The organism is Enterococcus wangshanyuanii (genome assembly GCF_002197645.1).
GTDB classification, from domain to species: domain Bacteria; phylum Bacillota; class Bacilli; order Lactobacillales; family Enterococcaceae; genus Enterococcus_L; species Enterococcus_L wangshanyuanii.
On the sequence record NZ_CP021874.1, the window covers coordinates 1453882 to 1466984 of the forward strand.

A 13103-nucleotide genomic window follows, 5' to 3' on the forward strand; every position below is an offset into this window, starting at 1 on the left:
CCTTATTCCTCCTGTAATTCTTTTGGAACAAACCAATAATTCTCTTGGTTATGTTCACTTAAATAGGTTTTGAATTCTTTGGAATGATAGGCGTCAACAACAGCTTTTGCCCAATCGCTCTCTTTATTTTTTTCATCGATCGTTGCGACTAGTTCGTAGTCTTTTAACACATCTTCTGAAAGCAAGCTTTCTTTTGGATCTAGCTTTGCGCTGTAGACGATGCTTCCTGGAATCACCGCAAAATCTAAATCTTCTAAACTTCTCGGAATTTGTGCGGAAGTCATTTCTACAAATTCTAGCTCTTTCGGATTGCTTACAATGTCATTTTTTGTTGCTTTGACGGGATCTATGCCTTTCTCTAATTCGATCCAGCCTGCTTTTTGTAGTAGGTTAAAGGCTCGGGCTGTATTCGATGGATCATCAGGAATGCCGATCTTGTCTTTTTCCTGAACATCATCGAGTTTATTTCTTCTACCAGGAAAAAGACCAGCAGCTACTGTGGGAATCGGTGTGATGCCAATCAGATGAGCGTCTTTGTTTTCATTAAAGTTATTGAGGTAAGCAGTATGTTGATCTACATTCAAATCAATTGTGCCTTCCGTCAAAGCAATATCCGCTTGAATCAATTCTGTAAACTCATTTTGCTTTATTTGATAGCCCTGTTCTTCTAAAATAGGTTTTACAGCTTCTAAAAATAATTCGCTATAAGGACCTGGTGATGTCCCTACTCTAATGATTTTATTTTTAGTTTCAGTAGCGCCACGATTACTGCCGCAAGCTGAAACAGTGACTATGCCTATCAAAACCATTAATGTCATCAACATCTTTTTCTTCATTCAACCTTCCTCCTTCTGGCTTTTAATCATAAAAAAAGCATCTCCAAATGCATAAACCTATACATTTGAGGACGCTTTTGCGTGCTACCACCTCTATTTAGTATCCATTCACATAGATACCCTCATCAAGTACGTCAAAATTTTTGAGTATACTCTAGCACGATAACGGGTGCTCCCGTCGCTGTCTTATGAAACTCTCACTCGAAGCGCTGCTCAATGGCCATTTTCCAGATTTCGTTTATCGCTTGTTTTCAGCTGTCCAAGCTCTCTGTTAGATAACATTCCATCTGTACTTTCCATTTCATTGCGTTGTTTTATTCAATTATTTGATTTCTTTTCTTGCTTTACTTTAGGACAAAAAAAGCCCTTTACCAGCCTATGCTAGTAAAGGGCGAATAATCGCGGTACCACCTTTGTTTTAAAGTAATCTTCATTACTTTTCTTAAATCAAGTCGATCAACTTGCTGCTAGGATAACGGGCGCTTCCCGAAGCTGCTTACGTATCAGCAACTTATCCTCAGAGGCCATCTTCAATTCTTCTGCATTTATCTCTTTTCACCAACCGAGACTCTCTATGAAATGCGTCCAAACTTACTCTTCTCTTCAACGGACTGTCTATTTTCTTTTTGTTACATCGTATTCTACTGGAAAAAAAAGAGGCTGTCAAATACTTTTTTTATTCATGCTTCATTTTTTTCTAAACAGTAGAAAAATGAAGTCTCTTTTCAAAAAAATTTCTAGTCATACGTTTCTTACTTTGTTATACTTTTCTCAAGGGGAGGAAAAAGGTTGGGTGTAGTCATTTAATGTGCAATTATTTTTCTAATGATCGACCGAAAAAAAGGAAAACACACTACAAAATATGGAGGTTTATTAAATGAATTATTCTTATCAGGCAAACAAAAAATCAGTGCCCTTAGTTATTTTATTATCTTTTATTACGTGCGGGATTTATTCCCTATTCTGGATGTATGATGTGACGCGTCAGCTTTCAGAAGTCAACGAAGACCATACAACGAACCCTGGTTTAGTTGTCTTACTTTCTATCATCACTTGCGGAATTTATACTCTTTACTGGTGGTATAAGATCGGCAGCATGTTCGTAGAGAGTCAGGCAAGAGAGAATATTCGACCGATCGTTGATAATAAAATCGTTTTGCTGCTTCTTTCAATCTTTGGCTTTTCAATTATCTCTATGGGTATTTTACAGGCTGATTTAAACCGTTTCTGGGACAAACTTGAAACAGGTGATCGTGATGGCTACAGTACTGGAATGGACGAATAACATAGAGCTATGCATCTTTAAGCATTTATTCATTTTTTTCAGTTCGATTTAAAAGGGGCGTTTTATTATCATCCATTATTTTGGCTGGTGCCGCTAATTTTTGGGATTATTGTGTTTCGAAAAAAGGTTCCCTTGTTTAATCGAATTTGTCATAACGATCGCATTATTTTCAGTGTTTTAGGATTATTTCTGCTCGTGTATATTATCCGATTAGGATTGTTCTTTCCAACTACAGCACCAATGGATTTCAATACTCATTCGTTGGGTGCTGCAGTAGTTCGCTGGATCATAGCTAGTTTACACTAAATTAAATATAACAGCTATTCTAATCTGAGGTACGATATAAAAGTAAAAACAACTTTTGTATCGTACTTTTTATTCTTTACATAAATAACTTATCTGTGACTAGATTGTACGCTATTGAAAAACTGAAAAACCGTTGACAAACATTCTAATCTACGGTAATCTGTTATCTGTATTCCAATAATTTTGCCGCCTTAGCTCAGTTGGTAGAGCACCACCATGGTAAGGTGGGGGTCGCCGGTTCAAGCCCGGCAGGTGGCTTTTAGTAAGTAGTACTCTTTTCATAAGAGTGACTACTTTTTTATTTTTCTTAACAAATTTTTACAGCCCAGGAGGTTATTATTTGTGAAAAATGCTATTACACTTCATTTTTATGCAACAGCTGATTACTTACTTTATGCACAGCTTTCTCAAGACATTCGCGTCATGCGTTATATTACAGAAAAAGCAGAAACAGATACTGAGGCAGCAGAAAACTTTCAAAAAATCCTTGACTACAATACAGCTCATAATGATCATACTGGGTATTACAAAGTGTATGATCAATCCACTTATCTTGGGTTTGCTAAACTATCGTGGGATGAAAAAAAGAGAATTGAAATTGGCTATATGTTGTTACCAGAGTATTGGGGACGTGGATATGCGCATCAAATCATTACCGCTTTACTTAGTAAAATCACACAATCAAATAAACTTTCTCAAGCAGTGGTTTACGCTATTATCGATCCAAACAATGGTGCATCGAGACATCTGCTTCAAAAGCATCATTTTGAAGCTGTCTGGCTGGGAATTGAAGAAGGCCTTCCTTCTGAACATTTGATTTGGAAGCCTTGATTCTTTAATAAAAAAAGAGCTGAAATCAGCTCTTTTTTTTATTGATCATATCTTTTTCGTTTAGAGGATGAAGGGATCCCCAGCGCTTCGCGGTATTTAGTCACTGTCCTTCGGGATATGTCAATGTCTTGTTCTTTTAATAAGTCGACGATTTTTTGATCCGATAATGGTTTTGCTTTATTTTCATTATCTACAAGTCGCTGCAAATGTCTTTTTACACTACTTGTAGAGGTCTCTTCTCCAGTACTTTCATTGGCTAAGCCATGAGAAAAAAAGGAGCGCAACTCAAAAACACCAAAGGGCGTTTCTAGATATTTTCCATTCACTGCACGGCTGACGGTTGACTCATGAATATCAAGAATCTCTGCAATCTCTCTAAGTGTCATTGGTACTAAAGGGCGATCATCATTGAAAAAGAACGCTTGCTGTCGTTCAACAATTTCTTTCCCTACTCTTAAAATCGTATCTCCACGTTGAATGATCGTTTTTTCCAGCCATTCAAATTCATTTTTCTTTTCCTGAATGTATGCTTGGACCTCTTTATCTTCGACTGCCTGCATTCGTTCAAAATACGCTTGCTGAAATTGCAGCTTAGGCATTCCTTTCTTATTAGAAAGGACTGTTATCTGTTGATTTTTGATTCGAATAGTTAAATCAGGTCGAATATAAAGTCCCGACGTTGATTCAAAAATACTTCCAGGTGAAGGCGTCAAAGTTTGAATATAATCAAAAATTTTCTGAATATCAGATAAATCGACCTTAAACTTTTTAGCAATCAAGGGCCATTTGCGATTTGCCAGTAGATCAAACTCCTCCTCGATCACAATATATGCTAAAGGCGGCGCTGTATCATCCCGTTCAACCTGCAGCATCAGACATTCTTGCAGATTTCGTGCACCAACACCTGCTGGATCTAATTGTTGGATCAGAGTCAAGGCATCCAACATTTCAATAGCAGTAGCTCCAGTTTGCTGAGCTGCCTCCTCCAAATCGATGGTCAAATAGCCATTCAAATCAATGAACTCCACTAAGAACAATACCAGCGTTCTCAAATAAGTATCTCGATAATTCAAATGAATCTGATCGATCAAAAACTCAAATAGAGAGGTTTGACTGTCGGGAATTTGATTTAAATAATTATGCTCTTCATTTGTATACGTTCGGCTGCTAGAGCTCGTAAAATCACTGTGATGCGTATTGGATTGCAGATCGATCAACGGATTCTCTAATGACTTGGTTTCTATGTAAGCATTGAGTTCTTCTGAGTTATATTGCAGAATTTGTATCGACTGCTGTAATTGTTGGGTCATAGCAAGTTTTTGAACTTGTTTTTGCTGTTGGGACAAATGCTGTTCAAATTTCATTAATTTCGTCATCCCCCTTGTAATTTATAAAAATATCAGCTAAACTAGTAATCGTGCTTGCGCCCTTAGTGTAGTGGATATCACGTAAGATTCCGGTTCTTGAGACGGGGGTTCGATTCCCTCAGGGCGCGCTTTTTTTATCAATTAATAATATAGTTTAATCGTGTTTTTGGTAATATTTCCTATCTACAAACGATTATAACATAGTTTGATAATGATTTTATTTTTAAATTTTTGGGTAGATTTGGGTGTATAACCAATAATTTGGGTACATTTTTGGGTGTAAAAAAACGTTAGTCAAAACATATATAAGCAATGAACTACTCTGATGTTTTCAGGGTGGTTTTTTTATTTTCTGCAACTATTTTACAATATCCTTCGTTTTTAACAACTTCGTTTTATCATTACAGTTCGTCAAAAATTTGAGTGAGCTTCGCAAACAAAAATGCCCCTTCTCTGTGGGAGAGAAGGGGCTCATCTTTATAACTCCGGGTAGAGTATAAAAATGAAAAAGTGTAACTTAATATTATCATTTCTTATTAAGGAAATCAACTAAACTTATCAAAATGGATCATAGAAACTATTATGCTTTTAATCTAAATTTGATTAGAAGTCGTTTTTGACTTTACCACTAGTAAAGTATCTAGTTCTGGACAACGAGAACGAATGTTCCTATAATGTTTGTAGGTGATAATAATGAGATATGTAAAAACCGTACATTTAAAACATCAAGTGCGCCCTGCTCAATATTTCTACTCGCTGCATCTTGTCCCTTTTCGCAAAGTGTCATCAAGACGGATCAACATCGAAGGAACTGTTTACAATTTTTGGTCTTTTCCTCCGGTAAAGAAAAGAGATTACCTTGCTGCATTTCCGCTGGAAAAAGTAGATCATTTTATTGTTTTTGAGTATGTCTATCCGGATCAGTATTTACAACTATCTACTAGCAAAGTCTATAAGCTAACAGATTTTAAGATGAGAACAAGAAAAATTGATTATCCATTCGATGATTGGTTACTTTAAAAAAAAGGAATATACATATGAACATAATTGAGGAATATGAAGCAGGACTACTTCACTACGATGATTTTCAGCACTATTTATGGGGCAGCGGTCAAAGGCTGATAAATGAGGTTGGATTGGATAAGTTTATATTTTACTTAAATGCCGAGGAGGGCGAATTTTATGAAGAAAAATAGCTATGTAGGAGTAGTTGATAAAATACGAGTAATAAACATGTTCCCTGATACTAAGATTCGTTTCACACTGCATTCTTCCGAGGATATTAATTGTATAGTAAGAAATAAGAAGCTCGCTAATTTGATTTTATTCTTGGATGAAAACAGATATGAAGTATCAGTTCATGGCTACTATAACAGTAGAAATCAATTGGTGATTGAAAAATTTTTTATTCGAAACCCAGATAGTTTTATTAATGAGTTTGTGGTGAAACCAATGAAAAATATTGCTTAGAAAAATGAAATCTGAAATAATTACGTATATTAATAAAGAAGGAGGAATTCATCCATTCCCCCTCCTTCACTAGCCCACTACTCCTTGGTGGGCTATTTTTTATACAACTATCGTATCATATGTGTAAGTGACATTTCCACCCAAATGTGCTTCTCCTCTGAAAAACTTCTTATCTTCTCTTTTTAGCCATGCTTCACGAAAAACAAAGAAGTCTTTGTTTGCTACTTCTAGTGTCTGGATTTCCCCTTTAGATAGCTGTTCCAATGGTTCTTCAAACGGATTTATCATATTGTATTCCCCTCTCCCAGAGGTATTATAGCACAAATCAAAGTAGTCCGATTCCAACTGATTATATTCAACAAAAGAACCCACCCTGTTTGGAAGGAAAGAAGCTTACTTGAATTACCCATAAACCAACTGCTGCTTGCTATCCCTAACTAACCAAACAACACCTGTAGGTGATGCAAAGTTAAACTTACGATAGTTATAGCCGTGATCTTTAACGACCTCCTCTGTATCTGATACTCTACTCTCGTTAAATGCAAAGTACATACCAGGTCTAATCGTTTCTTGATCAGCTAGCATTGCTCCCGTATTCGGATCGATCATATCCACATCAGTTGCATTGATGCCATTGTCGGTCCAATCAAAGCCCGCAGGTGCCAACGAGTTGCAGCGGATTTGCCACAAGCCATTGATAAATTGGATATCATCTACCTTGTACCCATGGCGGCGTTTGTTGGGTGTTGGTGGTATCGGTTTATTACTCCCACTATCTTTTTTTAATCTCCATACTTCAAAATAGCTAGGTCGATTGACATTTAAGTAATAGTCGATATTGTGTTCAGATACTGCAGTTCCTTTTTGTCCCCCTGTCCAGTAATCAACACTGATAAAGTAATATGGATTTTTCATTACCCCTACATGACCACCAGCACCAGCGCTATCAGCCATACTTCGACCCCAACTCATCATCACAATGTCGCCCTCTAATGCATTCCATTCGTGATTAACTGCAATTTTTTCATAACCGTTTGCTTTTAAATATGGTTCAAGTGTAACGGTGCTATACAGATAGCCATACGGCACTCCACCTGAGTCTTTAATTGATTGTGTAATGGACCCTGAACAATCCGCCGTTCCATCCGCTCCATTACGTGATCCATACATTGAGTAGGTTAAAAGCCCTTTACGAACGTCAAACCATCCTACAACTTGTTTATCATTAGCTGCCATCGGAAACGACCTCCTCAATTAGATCATCAATTTCTCTATCAGATAGAGTTAAGTCTTTGTGCTCATTCAAAAATCGATTAATTGTAGCAACAGCAGTTCGTTTTTTTACTTGGTTAGGCACATCTTTTTCAGACATTTCATTTACTACTTTTTCGACTTCTTTTTTTACAGCTTCTTTACTCATGAGTATCATCCTTTTCTTTAAACGCATTCCTAGCTTGCTTAATCAGTTGATCACCATAAACTGCCATTCCAGCAGCAATGATTGCTTGGACAATATTTTCTGCATTGTAACCACCAAGGATTTGTGGACTAATCACACAGCTCACTACTAACAAAATATAGGGTATTAACCATGAAGGAATTCTTGGTGTATCTCGAATGACAAATCCCAAAACGTACAAACCTAAAATTGTTGCACCCAATGCTCCGTTAATGTATTCCATTGTTAACTCTCCCCTTCAATTCTTTATTTTCAGACTTAATTTTTTTGTTTTCCTCTTCAAGCCTGCTGTTTTCTTTTCGTAATTCTGTGATCAATTCATCTTTAGTATTTAACTTTTTCTCAAGCTCGCTAACTTTCTTTGTGAGATGATCAATTTGCTTTTCAAATCCTTGAATCATGTTCTCTACACGTGGTAAATAGATTTGATCAATCTCTGATCGACTAGTTCTTTTGGTTCCCATATAAGTAAAAACCGCAGTTATTACAGTTGCTACTACTGTGGGTGTGATCCAACTTTCCATCAATCAATCACCTCATATCTTGCCGCTAAATAGATTGCTGCATTATATCCTAAAAACAAAGCCCAGCTCATATTTGGCACACCATTGAATTCATTAATTAATAGAATGACTGTGTATGCTGACCATATCGCATTCATAGCTACTAAAGCCCAACGTTGTATTTTATTACTTTTCTTAACAATGGAATATATTAATAATATTCCGGTAACTATTACTAGTAGACTAAAGAAAGCACTATTTAAAAGTTCCATGTGCTCAAAACCTCTAATTTCTCGTGTATAATTTACTTTCCCATTATGGATAAGCAACCATAGACCATTAATAATAGACTGTATAGCAACTAGTAGACTTAGCTTCTTATCTCTCATAAGTTCACCAACTTCCAAAGAATCAAACCTACAACAATCCAAAAAGGAATGACCATTAAACAGCCATTCCTAAAACCTTTATTAAATTCCATATCAAATACCATCACGATCAATTAGGTGCCCCACTACATCATAAAAATTTGTAGCGATTCCTAACACGTTGTAATTCAACGCTTTATCTACTAGCGCTGCTGTATCTGCTGTCCAGACTTCTAAACCGAACCCTTGGTCAGCGACTTTCTGCGCTCCTTCGTCGGTTAAAGTACTGATATTAGTATTAATAAATACTTCATTTTTTCCAGTTCTTAATTTTGCAGCATTTTCTAATGCAGCATCAGTGACATTTGTCACATAACCTATTCGAACATCAGGAGCATATGATTTCATGATATTCAAGTTGTAGAACGATCCAACAAACACAATGTTGTTGTAGTAATCATACTTGTTTAGTATATCAAGTATCATCTGACATCGTGGTCCATTAACAGATTCTTTTAATTCAAGATAAATATTTAGACCTAATCGTTTACACAACAGAATGAATTCATCTAAGGTCAAGATACGTTGTCCTTTATACTGAGTTCCCCAAGCAATACCGAAATCATAAGTTTTCGCTTGTGCTAAAGTGAGGTCAAGTATCTTAGTAGGAGTTGCAATTTCTGATCCATCGTCATTTCTTGCTGTCCGGTTAATCGTCTCATCATGCAACATTACAGGTACATTATCTTTAGTATAAGAAATGTCCGATTCGACAATTAAAGCACCTTGTTTTTTGGCTTTCTTAAATGAGTATGCTACATTCTCAGGACTATTATTATTAAACCCTCGATGTAACACTACTTTTAATTGATTGTTGTTAAAGTTACTTGAGTTCGCATTGACTTTACTACTTAAGTCATCAAACATAGTCTTGGGAACATATTCTTGCCATTCTCCACGCCATACACTTCCACTAACAGCACGTGTAAATAAGTTACCTTGACTGTCAATCGCAATCACACTACCAGCAGATGACACCACCATATTGACAAACAATCGCACATTGTTAGTATTCGGGGAATCAGAGGTTTTCCCTGTTCCTTCTCCAGTATAGTTGCCCGCACCAATCTCAATAATTTTTGCAAGGATTGTATCAGTGTCACCAGCTTTAAAGAGTGCTGTTCCATCATCATTTGTAACTTTCTTTTTTTGATAATTCGTTACATTGCTTGCTTGTAACTTCGCATCCCATTTATCCCGATCGGTTTTAGTTACATGGCTAACAGTATCACTCTTATGAGAAGTAAAATCATTGTCGGTAGTCTTAATTCCATCTTCAATGTGATTCATACGTTCTGCAGTGCCTACTGCTCCACTCTTGATATTCTCTTCTTCTGATTTATTTTCATCATAAGGGACCCATGTTTGCTTTGCATATGCCATTACTTCTCACCTTCTTTTTCTAACTGTTGTTTCAATAGTTGGTTATCAACTTGTAGAATGGCCTTTTCAACCTCAAGTTCGGCAATCTTAGTAGCAAAATTGGAAGCCATTTGATTGACTATTGCCTGCTCAGTTGAAATTTTTTCCATATCAGATCAGCTCCTCTTTATAAGTTTCATCTATTTTTTCATTATCAAATGTTTTATCTAAAACAAGACGATCTATCTCATATCCTCTACGCTTCGCTTTTATTTCCCATGTAAATGAAGCGTTAGGCAACTCTGATTTCACCACAAACGCAGACGATGTTCTACTCTCTACCCAAACATTACTTTTTGAATAGGACGACAAAAAGATCTGGTATGGAATATCGGTATTGACCGTATCTCCAAACAAAGTCTCAATTTCAATAATACATTCACAATTACTGTCTGTTCTACTCTCTCCAATGTCACCTAAATAACTTTCAGCTGTTTCATATGCTGGAGTCAATCTGACACCATCTCTAGTGACATGAGCCGCATTTTTTGTACCAGTAACTGTAAAATTGGTTGCGGTCACCCGCACGGTACTGTTGGTTGCTCCTCCACCAATTTGTAATGTGCTGTTTCTTCCTACATCATAGTAAATATTTCCAGTACCAGCTTGTAGTCTACCTATATATCCTTGGGCATCCGTAGCGGTAACTCTGAATCCTAGAACTGTCATTTCAGTTCTTATTTTCGTGTTTTGACCTTCGAACTCCCATCTATCAAATGAGAATTTTGAAGTAGCTCCAGTAGAGGCTATTGTGGATACTAGACCTAAAGTATCTAATTTAGTAGTAACATCAACTCCAAAAACATTCTTTCCGGACATCTCTAAATATTTTTCGGTAATATCTAATCTAAATTTATCATCCAGACTAACCATATAACCTCTACTAAAAAAAACTTCCCCAGAATTGAGATTAATAGCCATATCACTTCCTGATATAGTTCCAGTCGATATACTACTAGCATTCATATTGATGATATTTACGTTTGCAGCATTGATTGTTCCAGCGTTTATCTTGTCTGCATTTAAATCTTTTATTTTTGCATTAGTAATTATGCCGTTCTCGATGTAAGTATCCCCAGTGATTTGTATTTTTTTCCCACTAATTAATATACTTTCCGGACTAATGTTGATCTGATTAATAACATCACCTGTGGATACTTTTAGATTAATATCATTAGATAATTGTGTAATTTGGCTCTTATTTCCTTCGACATCAGCTACTACGGACGTGATTTGCCCAGCTAACTGAGTCACTTGAGATTGCTCTGCCTTATTAGCAACTGTAACTTGCAGCCCTTTTATGGTTATTTTTAGACTGGATATTTCTTCATTTGCAAAATCAACATTTTCGTTTGCGAATCCAGCATCTTTTATTGCCTGATCAGCTTTACTTACTGCATCATTTGCTGCCTCTTTAGCTTCCTGAGCATTCTTTGACGATTCTTCGATTTCTGCTAACAGTTGGTCATTTGGAGCCGTAGATACTTCTTTTACCCATCCAAAACTACCATCATCTAATTGGCGATATATCCAAATTTCTTTGTCAGGACCATTAGGTTTGAACCAAATATCTCCTTCTTTTGGATACGGTGGTTCATCTATACCTTCATAGACAGTGTTTTTTCCAGCTGCATCAATTCGTTGATTCATGTTATCAAGCGTTTGGGTGATTGGTCCTTTATAGCTATATACCACATCTGATGCGGGTGTCGTATCTGCCAAACTCGTTGCTGACAGACCACCACTATATTCCAATCGATAATTTAGGTTGGGAACTTTGAACTTGTTTCCTTTACGGTCAATCATCGTGATCCAGTCACCTGCTTCAAGTGCTGGATTTCCTCGCCATTTCAATGTATAAGGATAAAAATTGACATCTTTTATTTTGTTATACAGGCTGTTAAGCAATGCTTGAGTCATAATATTGCTCTCAAGTGCGATCTGTGCTCCTTTGTCACTACCGGCCTGTAAAACCTCTGATACTTCGGTTCCACCTGCATCCCTTTTAACAACTTTACATGATATCCCACCAATACGAAAAAGAACCTCGTTTTTTACAAGGCCTTTCAAGTAGTATTCATTTGTTGAGATAAAATAATTAGGATCTTGCAGAGCTGTAAATTCCAATAATCCTTCTCTATCAAATCTAGCATACTTTCCTTCTATTTGTCCTAGCAATCCTAATGCTTGCCTGTAAGTATATCCTTCCGGCTTATCAATCAAGACTGGACTTAGAGCATTAAAAGAAGGAAGATTTACTTCCATACCTGATAGATTTGCAATTTCCAAGGCAACATTTCGCAATGGAGCCGGATACTTTAGTTGACTTTCATATAGCCCTCCCATAAACATCCAAGCATCCATCGCTTCAACTGTTGTCTTATTCTCATTTCGATCAGGATCAACTCTACCTTTAATAAAGAATCTGCCAAGAGAAACAAACTCAGTTTCATCGGCATGATATGTAGTCAATTGTGCAAAGCCGATTTTTGCAGATCCCATTCTAAAAGGGTATTTGAGAGGTTGGATAGGTCCATTTTCACGGACTTTTATTCCCATATAAACTTCTATTGGATCGGTTTCTTTTAATCCTTCGATGATTTTACAAAATTCAATCTTAATAGTGTTGGCAAATGTACTTCCGATTCCAAAAGAACTGCCACCCATACTGCCAGAATCTAAAGAAAATTTTGTGATGTCGTCGTTTGTATAAATGATATCATTGATTTTGATTTGTATTGACATCGTACGTCTAGTACCTGCAATAGCCGTTAAAAAGTCATCTGAAACCTTAAGCATTTCACCCTCTCCTCGTTACTGTTCGATAAAGTTCACGGATAAACTTTCCCACATATTTTGTTTGTATTTTTCATGCCATGAATAAGTAGGGGATGTCCTATCTCCACAGTAAAACGTTTTTGATAGCATCCCACCTTCAGTTGGGTCAAAATACTTGATTACAAAAAATGCCGACTGAATATTTCTCAATATCGTCGACATTTCCAAGGGGCTTAACGCCCCCCATTTCACTTGTAGTTTAACTTTTTCCGCTACGATATCTCTCACCATCTTACCATCAGCATTCCGACCACTTGAATCTGCATCGATTGACTGAACGCCAACACTAAACTCCTGTGGCGTTTTAACTGTTACTCCATTAATAGTAAAGCTAACTGCCATATTTTCACCTTCTCAC

Annotated in this window: 17 protein-coding genes, 2 tRNA genes and 2 other annotated features; of the genes, 7 read left to right on the forward strand and 12 right to left on the reverse strand. The window is 36.7% G+C overall.

The genetic code is table 11. The features are described 5' to 3' along the window. Positions 1-2 precede the first annotated feature (2 nt). A complete protein-coding gene (locus CC204_RS06980) occupies positions 3-836 on the reverse strand; it encodes a MetQ/NlpA family ABC transporter substrate-binding protein (RefSeq protein WP_088269523.1) in 834 nt (277 codons plus the stop codon). 64 nt (positions 837-900) lie between these two features. Beyond that, positions 901-1150 (reverse strand) — a binding site (T-box leader). A gap of 70 nt (positions 1151-1220) precedes the next feature. Then, positions 1221-1452 (reverse strand) — a binding site (T-box leader). Between the two features lie 261 nt (positions 1453-1713). Here CC204_RS06980 and CC204_RS06985 point away from each other — a divergent pair. The 3 genes from CC204_RS06985 (at position 1714) to CC204_RS06995 (ending at position 3258) form a co-directional block, all read left to right on the forward strand. Beyond that, entirely contained in the window at positions 1714-2121 is a 408-nt protein-coding gene (locus CC204_RS06985; RefSeq protein WP_088269524.1) for a DUF4234 domain-containing protein, read from the forward strand. Between the two features lie 491 nt (positions 2122-2612). Next, a tRNA-Thr gene (locus CC204_RS06990) sits at positions 2613-2685 on the forward strand. Positions 2686-2769: 84 nt separating this feature from the next. Next, a complete protein-coding gene (locus CC204_RS06995; protein ID WP_088269525.1) occupies positions 2770-3258 on the forward strand; it encodes a GNAT family N-acetyltransferase in 489 nt (162 codons plus the stop codon). 38 nt (positions 3259-3296) lie between these two features. On the opposite strand, the gene rpoN is transcribed toward CC204_RS06995, so the two are convergent. After that, on the reverse strand, positions 3297-4622 hold the full coding sequence (gene rpoN / locus CC204_RS07000; RefSeq protein WP_088269526.1) for an RNA polymerase factor sigma-54: 1326 nt from the start codon (positions 4620-4622) through the stop codon (positions 3297-3299). 59 nt (positions 4623-4681) lie between these two features. Between rpoN and CC204_RS07005 the strand changes: the two genes are divergently transcribed. From CC204_RS07005 to CC204_RS07015, 4 genes are all read left to right on the forward strand, one after another. Next, positions 4682-4753, forward strand: a tRNA-Arg gene (locus tag CC204_RS07005). Between the two features lie 565 nt (positions 4754-5318). Then, on the forward strand, positions 5319-5645 hold the full coding sequence (locus tag CC204_RS07010) for a hypothetical protein (protein WP_088269527.1): 327 nt from the start codon (positions 5319-5321) through the stop codon (positions 5643-5645). Positions 5646-5662: 17 nt separating this feature from the next. Then, positions 5663-5821 (forward strand): hypothetical protein, encoded by a 159-nt coding sequence (locus CC204_RS21355; protein WP_188634485.1) that lies wholly within the window; start codon positions 5663-5665, stop codon positions 5819-5821. Further along, the gene (locus tag CC204_RS07015) at positions 5808-6095 is read left to right on the forward strand and encodes a hypothetical protein (RefSeq protein ID WP_088269528.1); all 288 of its coding nucleotides are present in this window, start codon (positions 5808-5810) and stop codon (positions 6093-6095) included. The genes CC204_RS21355 and CC204_RS07015 overlap by 14 nt, the downstream gene beginning before the upstream one ends. Positions 6096-6194: 99 nt before the next feature. Here the strand turns inward: CC204_RS07015 and CC204_RS07020 are convergent, their stop codons facing one another. The 10 genes from CC204_RS07020 to CC204_RS07060 all read right to left on the reverse strand — a co-directional run bounded on the left by CC204_RS07020 (position 6195) and on the right by CC204_RS07060 (position 13087). Beyond that, positions 6195-6383, reverse strand: coding sequence for a hypothetical protein (locus CC204_RS07020; RefSeq protein ID WP_373285315.1), 189 nt, complete (start codon positions 6381-6383; stop codon positions 6195-6197). Between the two features lie 114 nt (positions 6384-6497). After that, a complete protein-coding gene (locus CC204_RS07025) occupies positions 6498-7331 on the reverse strand; it encodes a lytic exoenzyme target recognition domain-containing protein (protein ID WP_088269529.1) in 834 nt (277 codons plus the stop codon). Beyond that, positions 7321-7515 (reverse strand): hypothetical protein, encoded by a 195-nt coding sequence (locus CC204_RS07030; RefSeq protein WP_088269530.1) that lies wholly within the window; start codon positions 7513-7515, stop codon positions 7321-7323. The genes CC204_RS07025 and CC204_RS07030 overlap by 11 nt, the downstream gene beginning before the upstream one ends. Then, positions 7508-7777 (reverse strand): phage holin family protein, encoded by a 270-nt coding sequence (locus CC204_RS07035; protein ID WP_088269531.1) that lies wholly within the window; start codon positions 7775-7777, stop codon positions 7508-7510. The genes CC204_RS07030 and CC204_RS07035 overlap by 8 nt, the downstream gene beginning before the upstream one ends. Next, positions 7764-8078 (reverse strand): hypothetical protein, encoded by a 315-nt coding sequence (locus CC204_RS07040; RefSeq protein ID WP_088269532.1) that lies wholly within the window; start codon positions 8076-8078, stop codon positions 7764-7766. Before CC204_RS07040 ends, CC204_RS07035 begins: the two co-directional genes overlap by 14 nt. Then, entirely contained in the window at positions 8078-8464 is a 387-nt protein-coding gene (locus CC204_RS07045) for a hypothetical protein (RefSeq protein WP_157894247.1), read from the reverse strand. Before CC204_RS07045 ends, CC204_RS07040 begins: the two co-directional genes overlap by 1 nt. A 75-nt stretch (positions 8465-8539) precedes the next feature. Further along, a complete protein-coding gene (locus tag CC204_RS07050) occupies positions 8540-9868 on the reverse strand; it encodes a glycerophosphodiester phosphodiesterase (RefSeq protein WP_088269534.1) in 1329 nt (442 codons plus the stop codon). Continuing rightward, positions 9868-10017, reverse strand: a complete 150-nt coding sequence (locus tag CC204_RS21120) for a hypothetical protein (RefSeq protein ID WP_157894248.1) — start codon at positions 10015-10017, stop codon at positions 9868-9870. Before CC204_RS21120 ends, CC204_RS07050 begins: the two co-directional genes overlap by 1 nt. 1 nt (position 10018) lies before the next feature. Continuing rightward, complete coding sequence (locus CC204_RS07055) at positions 10019-12706, reverse strand: gp58-like family protein (protein WP_088269535.1); 2688 nt, start codon at positions 12704-12706, stop codon at positions 10019-10021. 15 nt (positions 12707-12721) lie between these two features. Beyond that, the gene (locus tag CC204_RS07060) at positions 12722-13087 is read right to left on the reverse strand and encodes a DUF6711 family protein (protein ID WP_088269536.1); all 366 of its coding nucleotides are present in this window, start codon (positions 13085-13087) and stop codon (positions 12722-12724) included. Between the last annotated feature and the right edge of the window lie 16 nt (positions 13088-13103).

Excerpts from the sequence above, each read along its gene's own strand:
- CC204_RS07025 (WP_088269529.1), bottom strand. The coding sequence starts at position 7,331 with ATGGCAGCTAATGATAAACAAGTTGTAGGATGGTTTGACGTTCGTAAA.
- CC204_RS07010 (WP_088269527.1), top strand. The coding sequence starts at position 5,319 with ATGAGATATGTAAAAACCGTACATTTAAAACATCAAGTGCGCCCTGCT.
- CC204_RS21355 (WP_188634485.1), top strand. The coding sequence starts at position 5,663 with ATGAACATAATTGAGGAATATGAAGCAGGACTACTTCACTACGATGAT.
- CC204_RS07030 (WP_088269530.1), bottom strand. The coding sequence starts at position 7,515 with ATGAGTAAAGAAGCTGTAAAAAAAGAAGTCGAAAAAGTAGTAAATGAA.
- CC204_RS07020 (WP_373285315.1), bottom strand. The coding sequence starts at position 6,383 with ATGATAAATCCGTTTGAAGAACCATTGGAACAGCTATCTAAAGGGGAA.
- CC204_RS07050 (WP_088269534.1), bottom strand. The coding sequence starts at position 9,868 with ATGGCATATGCAAAGCAAACATGGGTCCCTTATGATGAAAATAAATCA.
- CC204_RS21120 (WP_157894248.1), bottom strand. The coding sequence starts at position 10,017 with ATGGAAAAAATTTCAACTGAGCAGGCAATAGTCAATCAAATGGCTTCC.
- CC204_RS07055 (WP_088269535.1), bottom strand. The coding sequence starts at position 12,706 with ATGCTTAAGGTTTCAGATGACTTTTTAACGGCTATTGCAGGTACTAGA.
- CC204_RS07015 (WP_088269528.1), top strand. The coding sequence starts at position 5,808 with ATGAAGAAAAATAGCTATGTAGGAGTAGTTGATAAAATACGAGTAATA.
- CC204_RS06980 (WP_088269523.1), bottom strand. The coding sequence starts at position 836 with ATGAAGAAAAAGATGTTGATGACATTAATGGTTTTGATAGGCATAGTC.
- rpoN (WP_088269526.1), bottom strand. The coding sequence starts at position 4,622 with ATGAAATTTGAACAGCATTTGTCCCAACAGCAAAAACAAGTTCAAAAA.
- CC204_RS07035 (WP_088269531.1), bottom strand. The coding sequence starts at position 7,777 with ATGGAATACATTAACGGAGCATTGGGTGCAACAATTTTAGGTTTGTAC.
- CC204_RS07040 (WP_088269532.1), bottom strand. The coding sequence starts at position 8,078 with ATGGAAAGTTGGATCACACCCACAGTAGTAGCAACTGTAATAACTGCG.
- CC204_RS06985 (WP_088269524.1), top strand. The coding sequence starts at position 1,714 with ATGAATTATTCTTATCAGGCAAACAAAAAATCAGTGCCCTTAGTTATT.
- CC204_RS07060 (WP_088269536.1), bottom strand. The coding sequence starts at position 13,087 with ATGGCAGTTAGCTTTACTATTAATGGAGTAACAGTTAAAACGCCACAG.